Below are 20047 nucleotides of genomic sequence, written 5' to 3'. Positions count from 1 at the left end.
TCTTCTTCAAATCACTATTTTAGTTTCTTTGATCCTTTGTATATTAGCAATTCAGAATTTTAGCTTCTTTAAAATTAAATGACTTTCAAACAAAAAATATACCAGCAATATAATCAATTAGTCCAAGACAGAATAGACGCTTTCAGGGATATGATTGCGGCTTTGACCGAAGATTCTAAAAACGATGCCAAAGGTTCGGCTGGGGACAAGCATGAAACAGCCTTGTCTATGATGCATATTGAACAGGAAAAATTCAATACGAAACTCAAAGAAGTATTGATTCAAAAAGCAGTTTTGGATAAGTTAGACTCTTCTGTTGTGGCAGAAACTATTATTTTGGGTAGTTTGGTCAAGGCAAATGGAATATATTTATACCTAAGTCTTGCTCTTCCAAAAATCAATGTTGATGGTATTAATGTTATTGCTTTATCTCCACAATCTCCACTTGGAAATAAATTAATGGGAAACAAAGTTGGATTTGCTTTTGAGATTAATACCACCAAATACATAATAGAAGAGGTTTTATAATATATCCTTTTAAATAATTCATTTTATAATTTACAGTTTTATTGAAGCTCTTTCTTTATATTAGCTCAACTAAAATAAACTGTTATTATGAAGAAAATTTCTTTTCTGCTTTCAATGATTTTATTGGTGTCCTGTAATCAAAATAATAGGATTGCTGTGGATACTATTATTACGAATGCCAATATTTATACTGTAAATAAAGATTTTGGTAAAGCTTCAGCAATGGCGATTCAATCTGGTAAAATATTAGCTATTGGTTCCAATGATGAAATAGCAAATTCGTATGATTCCAATAATACTATTGATGCAAAAGGAAAATTTATTTATCCAGGTTTGTATGATGCACATTGTCATTTTTATAGTTATGGACTGAGTCTGCAAGAAGTAGATTTGAGAGGGACTAAAAGCATGGCGGAAGTAATTGATAGAATCAAGAAATATCAAGAAGAGAAAAAATCTACTTTTATTATTGGAAATGGTTGGGATCAAAACGATTGGGATATAAAGAAGTTTCCAACGAAAGAAGATTTGGATGCAGCTTTTCCAAATGTTCCGGTAGTTTTAAATCGTATAGATGGTCACGCAATTGTTGTGAATAGTATTGTTTTGAAATTGGCAGGAATCACAAATTCAACAAAAGTCTCTGGTGGAGAGATTGTTTTGGAAAATGGAGAACCTAATGGAATTTTAATTGACAATCCAATGGAATTGGTTTTTAAAATAATACCTAAACCGAATCGTAAAAAACAAATTGCTGGATTATTGGATGCCGAAAAAGTGATGTTTCAATATGGATTGACAACTGTTAATGATGCAGGTTTAGATCCGGATGTTATTGATTTGATAGATAGTTTGCAAAAAGCAAAAGCCTTAAAAATTAATGTGTATGCCATGATTACGGTGAATCAAAAGAATATTGATTTATACTTGAAAAAAGGAATTTACAAAACAGATAATTTAAATGTATGTTCTTTTAAAATGTATGGAGATGGAGCATTGGGTTCTCGTGGTGCCTGTTTGCATAAGCCGTATTCGGATAGCCCAAAACAATATGGTGCATTGCTTTCTTCTGTTGAAGAATTAAAAAATGTAGCTAAACAAATTGCCAATTCTCCTTTTCAGTTGAACTCACATGCTATTGGAGATTCGGCAAATACTGTTTTGTTGAAAATATACAAAGACGCATTGACCGGTAAGAAAGACAGAAGATGGAAAATCGAACATGCCCAAATTATGCAAGAAGCAGATTTTGATTATTTTGCCACAGGGATAATTCCTTCGGTACAACCTACACATGCTACATCAGATATGTATTGGGCAGGTGAAAGATTGGGTAAAGAACGATTGAAAAATGCTTATGCCTATAAAAAACTACTTCAAAAAGCAGGAATCGTTGCTTTGGGAACTGACTTTCCTGTAGAAGAAGTAAATCCTATGCTTACTTTTCATGCCGCTGTAGCCAGAAAGGATGTCAAAAATTATCCTGAGGCAGGTTTTCAAATGGAAAATGCCTTGACAAGAGAAGAAACATTAAGAGGGATGACCATTTGGGCGGCTTATTCTAATTTTGAAGAAAAAGAAAAAGGAAGCCTTGAAGTTGGTAAATGGGCAGATTTTGTGATTTTTGATCAAGATTTGATGAAAGTTAATGAAGATGAAATGGTTAAATTAATTCCGACCCAAGTGTTTTTGAAGGGAGCAAAAGTGAAATAATTTTTTTTGGAAAAAGTGAAAAATTTGCAATTTATAACTCAAAAACTCAATTTGATTCTTTTGTATTTTTGCTAAATTCGATATTCTACGTTAACTATTTTGAAATACTGTTATATATTATAATTAAATTTAACATAATGTTAAAATGTTGTTCTTTTATGTTGAGAACCGTCGAAATCATTAAAATAAACGTGATTCCCTAATAAAACTTTTGTAAATTCGCCACCTTAAAAGTTTGACTTTAAAACTAAATGAAATTATGAGCAAAACAATGACAGTCGACATCTTGTCGAGTATTAAAGGAGCACAGCCCTCAGAGTCTGTGAACCAATTATTTGATGTAATTAAAAATGCAATCCCAACAAATAATAATACTGCAAATACTGTCAATCGAAATTGTGTGTCTGTAAGTAATTTAAGAGAAGATGTTGTGATAGAGAGTTCGGCTATTGAGAAACAAATAATTTTGGAAAACTTCCCGAACAAGAAAAATGGTTTTTTAGTTGTTGCAAAAGTTATAGAAGGATAAAAAATGGATTCTCAAATAAAAAAAATACACCAAGAATTGGTGTCAAAACAAATAACTTGTACAGCTTTGGTGCAAGAAAAATTAGACTTACTTAAACAAAATACTTATAACTCAGTAAATTCTTTGTTAGACACTTTGGCTTTAGATTTAGCGGCTAAGGTGGATGCTAAAATTGCAAAAGGTGAAACAATAGGTTTGTTGGAAGGAATTCCTTTTGGAATTAAAGATGTATATATGGTGCAGGGAACTTACACTACTGCAAGTTCTGATTTGTTGAAAAATTATAAATCACCTTACACGGCTACTGCAATTCAAAAATTATTGGATGCAGGCGCTATTCCATTAGTAAAAGAAAACTGTGATAGTTTTGGTCACGGGTCTTCTAGTGAAAACACCATTTTTGGTGCTGTAAAAAACGCTGTTAATCCAGAATTAGTTGCTGGAGGTTCAAGTGGTGGATCTGCTGTAAATGTCGCAAAAGATTACACTGTTTTTTCTATTGGCGGTGATACTGGAGGTTCTGTTCGTCAGCCTGCGGGGTACAACCATATTTATGGTTTAAAACCAACTTACGGAAGAGTTTCAAGATACGGTTTGATGGCTTATGCATCCTCTACGGATTGCGTTGGTCCATTAGCAAAATCAGTTGAAGATATCCGAATTGTGTTGAATGTAATGAGCGGAAAAGATCCAAAAGACCAAACGTCAATCACATCATCAGAAATTAGTGAAGAAGCAATTGCAACTTCAACAGTAAAAACCATTGGGTATTTTAAAAACTTTATTGAAAGCGATGCTATTGATGCTCAGATAAAATCTGATTTTTTAGCAAGCATCGAAAAAATAAAAGCCAAAGGAATTGAAGTAAAAGAATTAGATTTTTTCAAATCTGATATTTTAGTTTCAACTTACTATACATTGGCAATGGCAGAAACGGCTTCGAATTTATCTCGTCTTGACGGAACAAATTATGGAAACCGTATTGAAGCTGAAAATTTAATCGAAACCTACGCAGTGACGCGTTCTGAAAACTTTTCAGAAGAAACAAAACGTAGAATTGTTGGTGGTAACCAAGTATTGTCTCAAGGTTTTTCGGATGAAATATATTTAAAAGGATTGGCTTTAAGAGATCAAATTTCTGAAAACTTCAGTAAAGATTTTGAAGAAGTAGATATTATCTTATCGCCAGTAACACCAAGCACTCCACCTAAAATTGGTGACAGTTTGAAAGATCCGTTGGCTATGTATTTATCCGATGCCTATACGGTTGGATTTAGTTTGGGACAATTGCCAACTTTAACAGTGCCACAAGGAACAAGTACAGGACTGCAAATTTCTGCGGCAAAAAATAATGATGAATTAGTGTTGAAGTTTGCAAACTTCTTAAAAGATACAATATAATGGAATTGGAGCAATTAACTGCGGCTATAAAAGCCCACGATTTAGAATTGGTAATTGGACTTGAAACTCACGTTCGATTGAATACCAAAACCAAGTTGTTTTGTTCTTGTCCAAATCAAGAAATTGAAACACCTAACGAAAATATATGTTCGGTTTGTACTGGACAAATGGGCGTTTTGCCTGCCTTGAATAAAGAAGCGATCACAAAAGCCATTTATTTTGGAAAAGCAGTGGATTCGTCATTTAGCAATGAAGTGATATCTTGGGATAGAAAGCATTACGAATACCCGGACAACCCGAAAAATATTCAAATTACGCAATATCACAATCCGATAATTCCTGATGGGCACGTGTCTTGTTATCGAAATGACGGTTCTCAATTTACTGTAAATTTAACTCAGGTTCATATTGAAGAGGATGCTGCAAAATTGATGCACGAAAAGAAGATTTCGTTAGTCGATTTTAACAAAGCAGGTGTGCCATTGATTGAAATTGTCACTGAACCTTGTATTCGTAATATTGAAGACGCTTCAACCTACGCACAATACATTCAACGTATTGTTCAAAACTTAGGGATATCTGAAGCGAATCTTGAAAAAGGGGAATTCAAATCGGATGTTTCGGTTTCTTTACGTAAAAAACACAGTTACGAATTAAATCCAAGAACGGAAATAAAAAACTTGAACTCGTTTAAGTTTATGGTGGAAGCTTTAAAAGAAGAAGTTGAAAAACAATTCAATTATTTTATTGAGCACAAAGAGTTCAGACCTGACCAAACTACAGTATTATGGGATGCTGATTTAAAGCAGACCAAAGTAATGCGTAAAAAAGAATTTGAAGCGGATTACCGTTTTATTTCTGAACCGGATTTACCTTTTGTAAATATTAAGGCAGAAATTGAAGCAATCAAAGTGGATACAAGCGCCTTGCCTTATGCTGTTGAATCTATTTTGATTAACGGTGGTGTTTTGCCACAAGATGCTAAATTTTTTACAGCAGATAAGTTGCGTTCGCAAACATTTGTGGAGATAAATAACGAAATTAAAGATCCTTCGTTTGTTGCTAAAACGTTGGCGAACAACATTAAGGCTGAAGATTATGCTGAAATCCATAGTATTGCCCATTTAACGGATATTTTTAAATTATTTAAAGCCGAAAAAATCACTGCCGTTTTAGTTCAAAATGCGATTACGGCTTATTTAAAAGACCGAACTTTTGACTACAACAAGTACTTTGAAGAAAATGCTATTTCGGAAGATAAAATTCAAGAAGTTATTGCTGCTGTAATTTTAGAAAATGAAGCGGTTGCCAATGATATTAAAGCTGGAGACCAAGGGAAAGCAGGTATTTTAGTTGGTAAGGTTTTAGGTGTTATCGGAAAAGGTGCGAATGGTAAAGTGATTCGTCAAATTATTTTAGACAAATTAGGAGCTGCTGCTGTTTTAGAAAGTAAAGAAGCGGCTGAAAAAGTTTCCAAAGAAACAGTTGTAGAGAATAAAGAGGCTCAAGAAGAATCACTTCCTGAAATTCCAATTATTATAAAAGATACCTACAGAACGCATAAAATTTCACAGTTATCTGAAGGAAGCATCAATCAAGAAGTGATGTTGTCCGGTTGGATTGCGAGTGTTCGTGACCATGGTGAATTGATGTTTATTGATTTGCGTGATTCAAGTTATGAGATTTTCCAAGTACGAATCAGTAGAGAATCATTTCCTAACATCGATGAGTTGGTGAAATTGAAACCAGAATCGGTAATTTCTGTAAAAGGGATAGTAGTAGGGCGTAATGAAGATGATTATAATGCAGGACTGCGTACAGGTAAAATTGAATTAGAAACTTCAGTTTTAGAAATTTTAAACTTGTCTAAAACATTGCCTTTTGAGATTAAAAGAGCGGCAAAAACGAACGAAGCAATTCGTTTTCAATATAAGTTTTTAGATCATAGAAATGAAGAAGTAAGAAGAGCAATCGTGAATCGTCATAAAGTAATTAAATTATTGCGTGACATTTTAGATGAAGAAGAGTTTTTAGAAATTGAAACTCCGATTTTAAGTGCAGGAACCGATGAGGGAGCCCGTGAATTTATTGTTCCAACACGTAAACAAGCAGGTTTCTTTTATACTTTGCCACAAGCGCCTCAACAGTTTAAACAAATGTTGATGGTAAGCGGTTATGAAAAGTATTTCCAAATTGCGCGTTGTTTTAGAGATGAGGATTCTCGTGGGGATCGTCAGCCGGAATTTACGCAATTGGATATGGAAATGGCCTACGCTAGTATGCAGCAGATTATAGATTTAAACACCAAAATGTTTAATGAAGTAGTGAAGAAAATATATGGCAACAAGTGGATTTTGCGTCCGTTTGAAGTGATCACATACAAAGATGCTATGGATTTTTACGGTTGCGACAGACCAGATTTACGTTACGGATTAAAAATGCAGGACATCACCGATATTGTAAAAGATACGACTTTCCAAGTATTTAGCAAACCTATTGAAGATGGCGGAATTGTAAAATGCATCAAGGTTTCGGCCAAAGAGCAAGGAAACAAACGTATGTCTAAAGGTCAAATCGAAAACCTAACAGCTATTGCTCAACAGCACGGATTAGGCGGATTGGCATATATTATTGTAAATGAAGAGGAATTGCAGTCACCAATTATCAAATTTTTAGGTGAGGACATTGCAGCTGGAATTATCAAAGCAACTGATGCACAAGTGGGTGATATTGTATTCTTTTCAGCAGCGGATTATGCAACGGCTAACAAAGCTTTGGATGCTGTTCGTCAAGAAATGGGAAAAATGCTTCACTTGATTAATCCAAAGGAATTATGTCCGGCTTGGGTAGTTGATTTTCCAATGTTTGAAAGAACAGATGAAGGAAGATGGACTTTTACACACAATCCGTTCTCAATGCCTGCGATTTACGATTTAGAAAAGCATATGAAAGGTGATGACAATGAAATTGGAACTATCATCGCACAGCAATATGATATAATCTTAAACGGTTATGAAATTGGTGGAGGATCAGTTCGTGCACATAAATCAGAAATTCTAGAAGCGACTTATAGAAATATGGGTTACAACAAAGAAGAAATGATCAAAAGTGTTGGAACGATGCATAAAGCTTTTCAATACGGCGCACCGCCACATGGAGGAATTGCATGGGGAATTGACCGTTTAATGATGATTTTGGAGAAAAAAGCATCTATTAGAGAAGTAATGGCTTTCCCTAAGACAGGAACGAGCGAAGATCTATTATTTGGCGCACCATCTCTTTTATCTGATAAAAAGGTAGAAGAAATGAATGTTCGAATTATTAAATAGCAATATCAAAAATCAATATCAATTTCAATGGCAATTTGAAATAGAAATTGTTCAACTTATCAAATTTCCAAAACAGCATTTTAAATGTTCGTTTTGGAAATTTGTGTTTTATAATAGTTTTTGAATTTAATTACCTTTTCTTTTTTTTTATTGCTATTGAAATAGACATTGGAATTGCCATTGAAATTATATTGCTCCCTAGTATTCCTAATTTTGGCTTTTTAGCCCCGACAGAAGGGATAAACCTTGTGAGTCTCGTCTTTTGGAACGAGACTCGCAAGTTTAGGAATGATGGCGGGAACGATGTTGGCTAAAAATGCCCAATCTTTCGCTCCAAATTCTTTTGAATGCAATTTATTGTGGATTTATTACCATTATACTGGCCTTTTTTTAACTGTTATTTCAATTGATTTTTGCCATTGCCAATGATATTAAAACTGAATTTTGGAATATGTTATTAAAACTGATTTATATCATTGAAATTGACATCATTTGTTAATAACTTAGCCTCTTATAATTGGAATAAAACACTTATATAGATTACATTTTTATATATTTGCGTGTTAGACGAAAAACACATTTTTTTTAGATTAAATTATATGAGCGAAGAAATCAAGAAGGACAATTATTCAGCAGACAGTATCCAAGCTTTAGAGGGAATGGAGCACGTGAGAATGCGTCCATCGATGTACATTGGAGATGTAGGTGTAAGAGGGTTACATCATTTAGTTTATGAAGTAGTAGATAACTCTATCGATGAAGCAATGGGAGGCCATTGTGATACGATACGAGTTGATATCAACGAAGATGGTTCAATTACTGTTGAAGACAACGGACGTGGAATTCCAGTTGGTATTCACAAAAAAGAAGGTGTTTCTGCATTAGAGGTTGTAATGACCAAAATTGGTGCAGGAGGTAAATTCGATAAAGATTCTTATAAAGTTTCTGGAGGTCTTCACGGTGTTGGGGTTTCTGTTGTAAATGCGTTGTCAAACCATTTGAGAGCAACAGTTCACAGTAGTGATGGAAAAGTTTACGAGCAAGAATACGAAAAAGGTAAAGCCTTATATCCGGTAAAACAAATTGGAGAAACTACTAAAAGAGGAACTATCGTTACTTTTTATCCAGATCCTTCCATATTTACCCAAACAATTGAGTATTCATATGATACATTGTCTGCTCGTATGCGTGAGTTATCCTTTTTGAATAAAGGAATCACCATTACTTTTACAGACAAAAGAGAACTTGATAAAGACGGAAATTTTGTTTCAGAAATCTTTCATTCTTCTGAAGGATTAAAAGAATATATTCGATATTTAGATGGGAATCGTGAGCCAATAATTGCCCATGTAATTTCTATGGATAACGAAAAAGGAGAAATTCCGGTTGAGGTGGCTTTGATTTACAACACCAGTTATGGTGAAAATATTTTTTCTTATGTAAATAATATCAATACACACGAAGGAGGGACACACCTGCAAGGTTTTAGAACTGGTCTTACAAGATCGCTGAAAAAATATGCAGATGCCTCGGGAATGTTGGATAAATTGAAGTTTGACATCGCCGGAGATGATTTCCGTGAAGGTCTTACGGCAATTATTTCGGTAAAAGTGGCTGAACCTCAGTTTGAGGGACAAACCAAAACTAAACTTGGAAACCGTGAAGTGGTTTCTCCTGTAAGTCAAGCGGTGAGCGAAATGATTGAAAATTATTTGGAAGAAAATCCAAATGATGCTCGAATCATTGTTCAAAAAGTAATATTAGCTGCTCAGGCACGTCACGCTGCAAAAAAAGCGCGTGAAATGGTGCAGCGCAAAACCGTTATGGGTGGCGGTGGATTACCAGGGAAGTTATCGGATTGTTCTGAGCAAGATCCAGCAAAATGCGAAGTGTATCTTGTCGAGGGAGATTCGGCAGGGGGAACGGCAAAACAAGGTCGTGACCGTGCTTTTCAGGCGATTTTGCCTTTGAGAGGTAAGATTCTGAATGTGGAAAAAGCAATGCATCACAAAGTATTCGAAAATGAAGAGATTCGAAATATTTTTACGGCACTTGGAGTAACTGTTGGTACAGAAGAAGATAGTAAGGCTTTGAATATTACAAAATTACGTTATCATAAAGTGATTATTATGTGTGATGCCGATGTCGATGGTAGCCACATTTCTACTTTGATTTTGACGTTCTTCTTCCGTTTTATGAAAGAACTAATTGAAGAAGGGCACGTATATATTGCTGCGCCACCTTTGTATTTGGTTAAAAAAGGAAATAAAAAAGAATACGCTTGGAATGATGATCAGCGCGATCAGGCAAATGCAAGAATGGGAGGAAGCGCAGCTATTCAGCGTTATAAAGGTCTTGGAGAGATGAATGCAGAGCAATTGTGGGAAACTACAATGGATCCAAGTTTTAGAACTTTGCGTCAAGTGAATATTGACAGCCTTGCTGAAGCGGATAGGGTTTTCTCAATGTTAATGGGTGATGAAGTGCCTCCAAGAAGAGAGTTTATCGAGAAAAATGCAGTTTACGCTAATATCGATGCGTAGTTTTTAGAATGAGCTGTATTTTTTGTTTTTGATTTGAAATTAATAAAAAACAAATAAAAATGAAAGTTACCATTGTAGGAGCAGGGAATGTGGGAGCATCCTGTGCAGATTCAATTTCTTATAGAGGAATTGCAAGTGAAGTAGTATTATTGGATATCAGAGAAGGTTTTGCCGAGGGTAAAGCTATGGATATTATGCAATGTGCTACAAATACTGGTTTTAATACCAATGTTTCAGGGGTTACTAATGATTATTCTAAAACAGCAAACAGTGATGTTGTTGTGATTACTTCTGGAATTCCTAGAAAACCTGGGATGACTAGAGAGGAATTAATAGGAATCAATGCTGGAATTGTTAAGACTGTTGCAGAGAATGTATTGGCACATTCACCAAATTGTATTGTAGTAGTAGTGTCTAATCCAATGGATACAATGACTTATTTGGCATTGAAAGCTACTGGATTACCAAAAAACAGAATCATCGGAATGGGTGGAGCTTTGGATAGCTCTCGTTTTAGATATTATTTGTCTAAAGCTTTGGATAAACCTTCTAATGATATTTCGGCTATGGTTATTGGTGGACATGGTGATACTACTATGATTCCTTTGACAAGATTGGCTGCTTATAATGGTATTCCGGTTTCTGAATTTTTATCTCAAGAAGAATTGGAAAAAGTTGCTGCTGCCACTATGGTAGGAGGAGCTACACTTACAGGTTTATTAGGGACTTCAGCTTGGTATGCGCCAGGAGCTTCTGTTGCTTATTTGGTAGATAGTATTTTGAATGACCAAAAGAAAATGATTGCTTGTTCAGTAATGTTGGACGGTGAATACGGGCAAAGTGATATTTGCATCGGTGTACCTTGTATTATAGGTAAAAACGGAATTGAACAAATTGTCGATATTAAATTAAATGATGCTGAAAAAGCTGCTTTTGCAAAAAGTGCAGAGGCCGTAAGAAGTATGAATGCTGATTTGAAAACTGTTTTGGCATAATAATTTACGTATAAAAAAAGAAGGCTGCAATTTCTGCAGTCTTTTTTTTGATTTTAATTAATAAATAAATTGGTTAATCTTTCCGTTAATTATATATTTGCTCGGTTTAAAAAAAATGACATAAATCGTGGTGCTCTTTTTTGTTTTTCAAAAATGACGTAATGGCTTATTTTATAGGGTTTAAAACAAAAAATAAATAAATAAAAATAATTAATTTTTAGTAATAATGCAGAATAAAGGACTTATTAAATTTTTCGCAATTCTATTTGCATTGGTAAGTATTTACCAACTTTCTTTCACTTTTGTTTCAAGCAAAGTTAAAAGTGATGCAAAATCTTTCGCTGGCGGAAACCCAGAAAAAGAAGTAAAATATTTGGATTCAATTGGTAAAGAAAAAGTGTTTAGCTTAGGTTTTACTGATTTTACATTCAATGAAGTAAAAGATAAACAAATCAACAAAGGACTTGACTTAGAAGGAGGAATCAATGTGACTCTTCAAATCTCTGTTAAAGACATTTTGAAAGGATTATCAAATAATTCGAAAAATCCTGTTTTTAATAAATCTTTGGCGGATGCCACTGCAAATCTAAAAGGAAATCAAACCTATCTTGATGCTTTCTTTGAAGCTTTTGAAGCAAATTCGAAAGGAACTGTAAAATTAGCTTCTCCAGACATTTTCGCAAATAGAAGTTTGCAAGGTGAAGGTGGGGTTACTTTTCAAATGACAGATGCTCAAGTTCAAAAAGTAATCAAGAGAAAAGTTGATGAATCTGTTGAAAGTGCTTTTGGAGTATTGAGAAAACGTATCGATAAATTTGGTGTAACGCAACCTAATATTCAAAAATTAGGAGAATCTGGAAGAATTCTTGTTGAATTGCCTGGAGCTAAAGACGTTGATAGAATTAAAAAATTATTGCAAAGTACAGCTCAATTAGAGTTTTGGGAAACTTATAAAGTTGAAGAGATTGGTAATTTTATCATGGCTGCTAACGAGGCTTTGAAAAAAACCGAAGTTGCTAAAGTTGAAACTAAAACTGTAGCAAAAGATTCATTAAGTGCTTTATTGACTGATGAAAAAGATTCTACTGCTACTAAAAAAGGAAATAATCCTATTATTGACAAAATTGTTGCTCAAGGTGGTGGACCAGTTTTAGGTCTTTTCTCTCCGAAAGATACTGCTGTAATCAATTCTTATTTCAAAAGAGCTGATATCAGAGTTTTATTGGCAGGTGATCAACGTTATGCAAAATTTGTATGGGGAATACCAGAGACTAATAAAGATGAAAAAGGTAAGGACGTTGAAGTTATTGCATTGTATGCATTAAAAGGAAATAGAGATAATGTTGCCTCAATGGGTGGTGGTGTTGTAACAGATGCTAGCGATACATTTGATCAAATGGGAAAACCAGCTGTTTCTATGCAAATGAATAACGTTGGAGCAAAAGAATGGGAAGAATTAACAGGGAGAGCATATACTCAAAAAAGTAGTATTGCTATTGTTCTTGATGATATTGTATATTCTGCACCAGGGGTTTCTAGTGGACCAATTTCTGGAGGTAGATCTGAGATTTCAGGTTCATTTGATGTTACACAAACTAAAGATTTAGCGAATGTATTAAGAGCAGGTAAATTACCAGCTGCTGCAGAAATTATTTCATCTGAAGTTGTAGGGCCATCCTTAGGTCAAGAAGCTATTGATAACGGTACTAATTCTGCTATAATCGGTTTGCTATTGGTATCTCTTTGGATGATGATTTATTATGGTAAAGCAGGTTGGTATGCAAATATTGCTTTGCTAGTTAACTTATTATTCATGTTTGGTATTTTGGCAAGCTTAGGTGCTGTTCTTACATTACCTGGTATTGCTGGTATCGTTTTGACAATGGGTACTGCGGTAGATGCGAATATCATTATATATGAAAGAGCTAAGGAAGAATTAAGGGCAGGAAAAAATTTAGGCGAAGCTGTAAATGCTTCTTATAGTTGGACTGGAGCAATGCGTTCTATTGTTGATGCGAACGTAACTCACGTTTTGACAGGTGCTGTATTGTTTATCTTTGGATCTGGACCAATCAAAGGATTTGCTACTACTTTATTAATAGGTATCGTAACCTCTTTGTTTACTTCTATCTTTATTGCTAGAATTTTTATTGATAGAAATATTGCGGGTAAAAATGATTTGTCTTTTGTGACAAAATTCTCTAAAAATTTCTTTACTAATTTCCACTTTGATTTCTTGGGAATTAAAAAATGGACTTATCTTTTCTCTATCGTTGTGACTATTGTAAGTATCATATCGATTGCAACTCATGGTTTTGACCAGGGTGTGGATTTTGTTGGAGGAAGAACTTTCCAAGTTCGTTTCGACAAATCAATGAAGCCAGAAGAAGTTAAAGAAGAGTTGACAGCTGTTTTCGGTAGTGCAGAGGTTAAAATATTTGGTAAAGACGATCAGTTGAAAATTACCACTAAATATAAAATCCAAGAAACAGGTACTGGTGTTGACGAAGAGGTAAATAAAATATTATTCCAAAGTTTGAAAAAGCACTATGCTGCTGATATGACTTATGATAAATTTGTAAACACTTATGAAGGTAAAAAACTTGGTGTTGTACAACAATCAAAAGTTGGTCCAACGGTAGCCGAGGATATCAAAACTAATGCTTATTGGGCTGTACTTGGTGCAATGGCAATTGTATTCTTATACTTAATGATCAGTTTCAGAAAATGGCAATATAGTTTAGGTGCAATCGCAGCGGTAGCACATGACGTTATCTTCGTATTGGGAGTGTACTCATTACTTTGGAAATACATGCCTTTCGGAATGGAAATTGATCAGCACTTCATTGCAGCTATCCTTACCGTTATTGGTTATTCTATGAATGATACCGTAATTGTATTTGATAGGGTTCGTGAGTTCTTGGATGGTAAAACAAAAGGGTCATTCTCTGAAATTGTGAATAAATCGATTAACTCTACAATGTCAAGAACTATTAATACTTCATTGGCAATGATTTTGGTGTTGTTAATCATGTTTGTTTTCGGAGGAGAATCTATTAGAGGATTTATTTTCGCAATGCTTGTTGGTATTGTTATTGGTACTTACTCTTCATTGTTTATTGCTACTCCAGTATTGGTTGATACCATTTCTAGAGAAGAAAAGAAAAACATTGAAATTCATCATCAAGAAGCTTAATTAACTTAGAATATATTTAAAAAAAAGATTCAACGAAAGTTGAATCTTTTTTTTTTTGCTTTTGATTGTAATGACTTCTGTTCTCTGGAGATAATTTCAGTTACATTATTTTCATGAAAGTGTCTTTTATTAACTGTATTTCATCTGTGTAAATTGATTTCTTTTTGTTTGCAAAATATAGCGTATTCTTTAAAGGAGTTTTTCCTTGCCACAAAAGCTTTATTTTTCCACTTTCCAGTTCTGTTTTGCACAAGAAATCCGGAATTACAGCTAGGCCACTGCTATTGCTTAAACAACGCACTATGGAGTTTAAATTGGGAACAATGTAGTTAGGTCTAAAATCGGCATGGTTGTTGAAATTAAGCTGCCAAAAGCGTCTTAAATGCTCCATATCTCCTGTGGTTCCATACCATCTTTGTTGTTTTAGCCAAAGTTCAATTGCTTCTAAATTATTTTGTTTTTTTAAAGTCTCAAAAGCATCAGAATCTGTTTCATTCCCGCCAATAAGAACTATAGTTTCTGAAGAAAAGGCTTGATAATCGATAGTGCTCTTAACAATCATTTGTGGAGTAATGATTAAATCTAAAATTCCTTTGTCTAGATTCTCAATCATTTCTGGATATTCTCCAAATTGGATAATCACATTAAACGGAAAAGTTGCCAAATAAGGCTCTAAAGTAATCTGAAAGGTCTCGAAGCACATTCCAATGCTAATGGTTGGTGTGTTTTTTTCTGTACTGCGTTGGAAGTTTTTTTCAGCTTCTTCTAATTTTGATAATGCATCGGTTATAAAATTATAGAGTACTTTTCCTTTTTCGGTAGGAATCATTTTTCTGCTTGTTCTGTCGAATAATTTATATCCAACGTAACTTTCAAGTGAACTCAAATGCAAACTTACTCCAGGTTGCGAAATAAACAATGCTTCTGCCGCTCCCGTTAAAGTGCCTGTTTTGTAAATATATTTAAAAGTTCTATACCATTCCAGATTTACCATTTTCTTTAAGTATTATAATTATGATACAAAGGTATGAATTATGTTATTTTAATAATGATTTCGTGGGTTGTAAATTTGCACTATCAAATTAATATAAAACGATATGAAAAAGATATTTATAATAAATGGGGGACAAAAGTTCGGACATTCAGGTGGAAGATTCAATCAAACAATAGCTAACGCGACTGCTGAATTTTTTATAAATCATAAAGATTTTGAAGTAAAAAGCACTGATGTAAACGATGAGTTTGATCCAGCTCAAGAAGTAGAAAAATTTGTTTGGGCCGATGTTGTTATTTATCATACGCCGATTTGGTGGTTCCAATTACCACATGCTTTCAAGAAATACATTGATGTAGTTTTTACCGAAGGCCATGCTAATGGTATTTACAAAAGTGACGGGCGCTCCTCTAAAAATCCTGCGATTAATTACGGTACAGGAGGAATGTTGCACGGCAGAAAATACATGATAACTTCTTCTTGGAATGCACCGAAAGAAGCATTCACCTTGCCTGGTGAATTCTTTGGGGAAACAAGCGTTGACGATGGAGTGTTATTTGGATTTCACAGAATGAATGCTTTTACTGGGATGAAACCTTTAGAAAGCTTGCATTTTCATGATGTTATGAAAGGGGCTAACGTTGATAGTGATTTAGAAATGTACAGAAATCATTTGACTCAATTGTTTTTGAACTAATTATGAAAATAAATTTGACAGTAATTATCAAAAGTAAACCTGAATATAGAGAAGAATTGAAGGCAATCTTGGTAGATTTAACGAAGAATTCTAAAGAAGAAGCTGCCTGTCTTCAATATGATTTGCATCACAATTTGCAAGATCCGAATGTCTTCATTCTTCACGAAGTTTGGAAAAATCAAGAAGGATTGGTTTTGCATAAAGAACAATCACATTTTTTGAAGTTTAATGAAGCTTCTGAACTTTTTTTAGAAGAAAAAATAACAGTTTTTGAGACTTCAAGAATTGGATAGTCAAAAAAATAGCCACTGAATTTCCAGTGGCTATTTTTAATTAAATAAAATTCAATTTAAATTTCTGTGGTCTTCTTTGCGGTAATTACAAAATACAACCCCACTATTATAAATGGAATACTCAACCATTGTCCGGTTGATAATATGTTTCCTAAATCGCTTTCAAAGCCTCCTTGGCTCTCTTTTACTGATTCGACAACGATACGAACCGTGAATAAAAGAACTAAGAACAAACCGAATAAAAATCCTGATTTTTTACGGGCATCTGTTTTCCAATAAAGGAAAAACAATGCAGCAAATACAAAAATGTAACAAAAAGCTTCATATAATTGGGCTGGATGTTTGGCAGGAACCATCTCTAGTAAATTTGAATATTGAGGATTGGTGGCTATAGCGTTGTAAGCTTCTTTTGGTGTAGAAAGTTGAGTTGCATTCACTGCTTCTCTTGGGGTAAAATGGTCTCTAATAAAACGAATCCCAAACGAAGAAGTTGTTTCTTTACCCACAATTTCCGAATTGAAAAAATTTCCCAATCTCACAAAAATGGCACCACTGGCAACAGGAATTACTACCCTATCCAATATCCATAACAATGGCTTTTGAAGTACTTTTTTACTGAAAAAATACATAGCAACGATAATCGAAATGGCCGCTCCATGGCTAGCCAATCCTGTGTAACCTGTAAATTGAAATTTTGGATTGAAACGGAAAGGTAGAATGATTTCGGCTATATTGTTACGGTAATATTCCCAGTCGTAAAAGAAAACATGTCCTAAACGTGCCCCAATTAAAGTGGCCAATACAGTCCAAACAAACAAAGAATCTAATTTTTCGATGGAAATATTTTCTCTTTCAAAAATATGTTTCATGATGTACCAACCCAACCCAAAAGCGATTACAAACATCAAACTGTAAAAGCGAATAATGAAAAAACCTAAATCAATACCTTCTGAAGGATTCCATACAATGTTTAAAGCGTGTGTCATTTATTTTTTATTTTTTGTGAAAATACTATTTTGATTTGATTGACTGTGTTAATTAAAAGGTAAGAAATTTTCTTTTTAATGAGTGTGATTACATTTTTTTTCAGGAACTGGATCATAGCCTTTTCTACCCCAAGGGTGACAACTCAAAATTCTTTTTATTCCTAAATAACCTCCATGGAACAATCCATGAATTTGTAAAGCCTGAATCATATAGCTTGAACAAGTCGGCTCAAATCGGCAAGCAGCAGGAGTAAAAGGGGAGATAGCTCCCTGATAAAACCGAACGAGCAATACAAATGGATAGATTAGGATTTTGTTTAGCATATCTTTAAAAAGTAATCAGTGTTCAGTTTTTAGTGTTCAGTCTGAATACTAAAAAGACTGACTACTGAACACTAAATGTAGTTCCTTCTTTTCCGTCTTTCAACTGAATTCCAAGAGCTATTAATTGATCGCGAATTTGATCAGACAATGCAAAATCTTTATTGTCCCTAGCTTGTTTGCGCATACCAATAAGCATATTAACGACACCTTCTAATTTATCCGTATTGCCATTGGTTTTTTCTTCTTCTAAACCTAAAACATCAAACACAAAAGCTTGCATAGTTGTTGTGAATAATTTCAAATCAGATGTATTTAAAGTCTCTTTTTCGTCATTTAATAAATTAATAAAACGAACTCCTTCAAATAATTGCGCAATAAGAATTGGTGAATTGAAATCGTCATTCATAGCGTCATAGCACAATTGTTTCCAACTGGGAATATCAATAGAACTGGTTGCGCTTGCAGAAATACTTTTTAAAGATTCCATTGCTTCCATCAATCTTTTATATCCTTTTTCGGCTGCAATAATTGCTTCGTCAGAGAAATCAAGAATGCTTCTGTAGTGCGCCTGCAACATGAAAAAACGTGCTACCGATGCTGAAAAAGCTTTGCTTAAAAAAGCATTATCTCCAGTTAAAATCTCTCCTGGTAAAATATTGTTTCCAGTAGATTTGGCCATTTTTTTACCATTCAATGTAAGCATATTGGCATGCATCCAGTAATTTACGGGAGTATGTCCAGTACAAGCTTCATTTTGTGCAATTTCACATTCATGGTGCGGAAATTTCAAATCCATTCCACCTCCGTGAATGTCAAAATGATTGCCTAAATATTTGGTGCTCATTGCTGTACATTCTAAGTGCCAACCCGGAAAACCATCGCTCCAAGGAGAAGGCCAACGCATAATATGCTGTGGTTCGGCTTTTTTCCAAAGCGCAAAATCCTGAGGATTTCTTTTGTCCGATTGTCCGTCAAGATCACGGGTATTGGCTAGCATATCTTCAATATTACGACCGCTTAATACTCCATAATGATTGGTTTCATTGAATTTAACCACATCAAAATAAACAGAGCCATTGGCTTCATAACCAATTCCTTTGTCAATAATGGTTTTTATGATTTCGATTTGCTCAATAATATGTCCCGTTGCCGTAGGTTCAATACTAGGAGGCAAAAAGTTAAAAGCATTCAAAATATCATGAAAATTGACGGTGTAGCGTTGCACAACTTCCATTGGTTCGAGTTGTTCCAAACGCGCTTTTTTAGCAATTTTATCTTCACCTTCATCCACATCGTCCACAATATGTCCTACATCCGTAATATTTCGAACATAACGCACTTTATAATCCAAATGCAATAAGTATCTAAAGATTACATCAAAAGACATAAAAGTTCTCAGATTTCCTAGATGCACATTGCTGTAAACCGTCGGTCCACATACATACATCCCCACATTTCCTTCGTTAATTGGTGTAAATGTTTCTTTTTCTCCCGAAAGAGAATTGTATATTTTTAAGGTCTGACTTTTATATAAGGACATAAAATTTATTTTTTGGAGCTTTATCCTGCTTTCCGTTTCAATCTTTTTTTATGTCCTAAAAAAGGACAGAAAAAAAGGATTTTCACTGCAATCAGGGCTAGGGCTTTAGAGTAATAATGAGCTTTTTTCTAAATATTAAAATTTAGTATCTAATTTGATATAGTCCAAAAACTCTCTTTTGGTTTGTGCATCTTTGAATTTTCCGCCAAATTCAGAAGTTACGGTACTGCTTTCGATATCTTTGATTCCTCTTGAATTCACGCAGAGGTGTTTAGCGTCAATTACACAAGCTACATCTTCTGTTCCAAGGGCTTGTTGGAGCTCTTGAACAATCTGCATCGTTAAACGTTCTTGTACTTGTGGTCTTTTGGCGAAATGTTCTACGATACGGTTCATTTTTGAAAGACCAATAACTCTTCCGCTCGAAATGTAAGCAACGTGTGCTCTTCCAATGATTGGTAATAAATGGTGTTCGCAGGTAGAGTAGAGTGTAATGTTTTTTTCAACTAACATTTCCCCGTATTTGTAATTGTTTTCAAAAGTGGAAGCTTTTGGTTTTTTGTCAGGATTTAATCCGCCAAATATTTCTTTTACAAACATTTTGGCTACACGATTAGGTGTTCCTTTCATGCTGTCATCAGTCAAATCCATTCCCAGTGTTAATAGAATGTTTTCGACGTCTTTTTTTATTTTTTCAATCTTTTCTTCATCGGTAATGTCAAAAGCGTCAGTTCTTACAGGATTTTGAGCATTTGTACTAATATGATTGTTTCCTATTTCGTCTTGAAATTCTTCGTTGTTTATCATTAAAAGGTACTATTATTATGAGTGTGTTTTTTAAGGGGTAAAGATAATTAATAAAAAGGAAACATTTTCTATCGTTTTGGCTTTTAATTATAGCAAAAATTGATGAAAAGATTGATTAATTTGATATCAAAACAAAAAAAGGCAATATCATCTGAATGTTATTGCCTTTTGA

General features: G+C 34.2%; 15 protein-coding genes. 10 read left to right on the top strand and 5 right to left on the bottom strand.

From position 1 onward, the window contains the following. Nucleotides 1–78 precede the first annotated feature (78 nt). The 8 genes from B0E44_RS13700 to secDF all read left to right on the top strand — a co-directional run bounded on the left by B0E44_RS13700 (nt 79) and on the right by secDF (nt 14234). A complete protein-coding gene (locus B0E44_RS13700) occupies nt 79–528 on the top strand; it encodes a hypothetical protein (protein ID WP_077376261.1) in 450 nt (149 codons plus the stop codon). Between the two features lie 87 nt (nt 529–615). Next, the gene (locus tag B0E44_RS13695; protein ID WP_077376258.1) at nt 616–2241 is read left to right on the top strand and encodes an amidohydrolase; all 1626 of its coding nucleotides are present in this window, start codon (nt 616–618) and stop codon (nt 2239–2241) included. A 259-nt stretch (nt 2242–2500) separates the two neighbouring features. Next, complete coding sequence (locus tag B0E44_RS13690) at nt 2501–2770, top strand: hypothetical protein (RefSeq protein WP_174565132.1); 270 nt, start codon at nt 2501–2503, stop codon at nt 2768–2770. A gap of 3 nt (nt 2771–2773) precedes the next feature. After that, nucleotides 2774–4171 (top strand): amidase, encoded by a 1398-nt coding sequence (locus B0E44_RS13685; RefSeq protein ID WP_077376255.1) that lies wholly within the window; start codon nt 2774–2776, stop codon nt 4169–4171. Beyond that, on the top strand, nt 4171–7500 hold the full coding sequence (gene gatB/aspS, locus B0E44_RS13680) for a bifunctional amidotransferase subunit GatB/aspartate--tRNA ligase AspS (protein WP_077376252.1): 3330 nt from the start codon (nt 4171–4173) through the stop codon (nt 7498–7500). Before B0E44_RS13685 ends, gatB/aspS begins: the two co-directional genes overlap by 1 nt. A gap of 599 nt (nt 7501–8099) precedes the next feature. Further along, the gene (gyrB, locus tag B0E44_RS13670) at nt 8100–10043 is read left to right on the top strand and encodes a DNA topoisomerase (ATP-hydrolyzing) subunit B (RefSeq protein ID WP_077376246.1); all 1944 of its coding nucleotides are present in this window, start codon (nt 8100–8102) and stop codon (nt 10041–10043) included. A gap of 59 nt (nt 10044–10102) precedes the next feature. Then, a complete protein-coding gene (locus tag B0E44_RS13665; protein ID WP_077376243.1) occupies nt 10103–11038 on the top strand; it encodes a malate dehydrogenase in 936 nt (311 codons plus the stop codon). 226 nt (nt 11039–11264) lie between these two features. After that, on the top strand, nt 11265–14234 hold the full coding sequence (secDF, locus tag B0E44_RS13660) for a protein translocase subunit SecDF (RefSeq protein WP_077376240.1): 2970 nt from the start codon (nt 11265–11267) through the stop codon (nt 14232–14234). Between the two features lie 100 nt (nt 14235–14334). Here the strand turns inward: secDF and B0E44_RS13655 are convergent, their stop codons facing one another. Continuing rightward, nucleotides 14335–15228 (bottom strand): LysR family transcriptional regulator, encoded by an 894-nt coding sequence (locus tag B0E44_RS13655; protein WP_077376237.1) that lies wholly within the window; start codon nt 15226–15228, stop codon nt 14335–14337. A 103-nt stretch (nt 15229–15331) separates the two neighbouring features. On the opposite strand from B0E44_RS13655, the gene B0E44_RS13650 reads away from it, so the two are divergent. Next, complete coding sequence (locus B0E44_RS13650; RefSeq protein ID WP_077376234.1) at nt 15332–15925, top strand: NAD(P)H-dependent oxidoreductase; 594 nt, start codon at nt 15332–15334, stop codon at nt 15923–15925. Nucleotides 15926–15927: 2 nt separating this feature from the next. Beyond that, nucleotides 15928–16218: a putative quinol monooxygenase gene (locus B0E44_RS13645; protein WP_077376230.1), complete on the top strand. Its 291-nt coding sequence runs from the start codon at nt 15928–15930 to the stop codon at nt 16216–16218. Between the two features lie 56 nt (nt 16219–16274). Here B0E44_RS13645 and lgt read toward each other — a convergent pair whose 3' ends face one another. The 4 genes from lgt to folE all read right to left on the bottom strand — a co-directional run bounded on the left by lgt (nt 16275) and on the right by folE (nt 19875). After that, nucleotides 16275–17204, bottom strand: a complete 930-nt coding sequence (gene lgt, locus B0E44_RS13640) for a prolipoprotein diacylglyceryl transferase (RefSeq protein ID WP_077376227.1) — start codon at nt 17202–17204, stop codon at nt 16275–16277. 75 nt (nt 17205–17279) lie between these two features. Continuing rightward, nucleotides 17280–17528 (bottom strand): membrane protein insertion efficiency factor YidD, encoded by a 249-nt coding sequence (gene yidD / locus B0E44_RS13635; protein ID WP_077376224.1) that lies wholly within the window; start codon nt 17526–17528, stop codon nt 17280–17282. 61 nt (nt 17529–17589) lie between these two features. After that, a complete protein-coding gene (gene cysS / locus B0E44_RS13630; protein ID WP_077376220.1) occupies nt 17590–19068 on the bottom strand; it encodes a cysteine--tRNA ligase in 1479 nt (492 codons plus the stop codon). A gap of 135 nt (nt 19069–19203) precedes the next feature. Then, nucleotides 19204–19875: a GTP cyclohydrolase I FolE gene (gene folE, locus B0E44_RS13625; RefSeq protein ID WP_077376217.1), complete on the bottom strand. Its 672-nt coding sequence runs from the start codon at nt 19873–19875 to the stop codon at nt 19204–19206. Nucleotides 19876–20047 lie beyond the last annotated feature (172 nt).

It is taken from the genome of Flavobacterium sp. A45 (genome assembly GCF_002001005.1).
Lineage (GTDB): Bacteria > Bacteroidota > Bacteroidia > Flavobacteriales > Flavobacteriaceae > Flavobacterium.
Note: the sequence above shows the minus strand (reverse complement) of the source record. Positions and strands in the feature narration are given on the sequence as shown.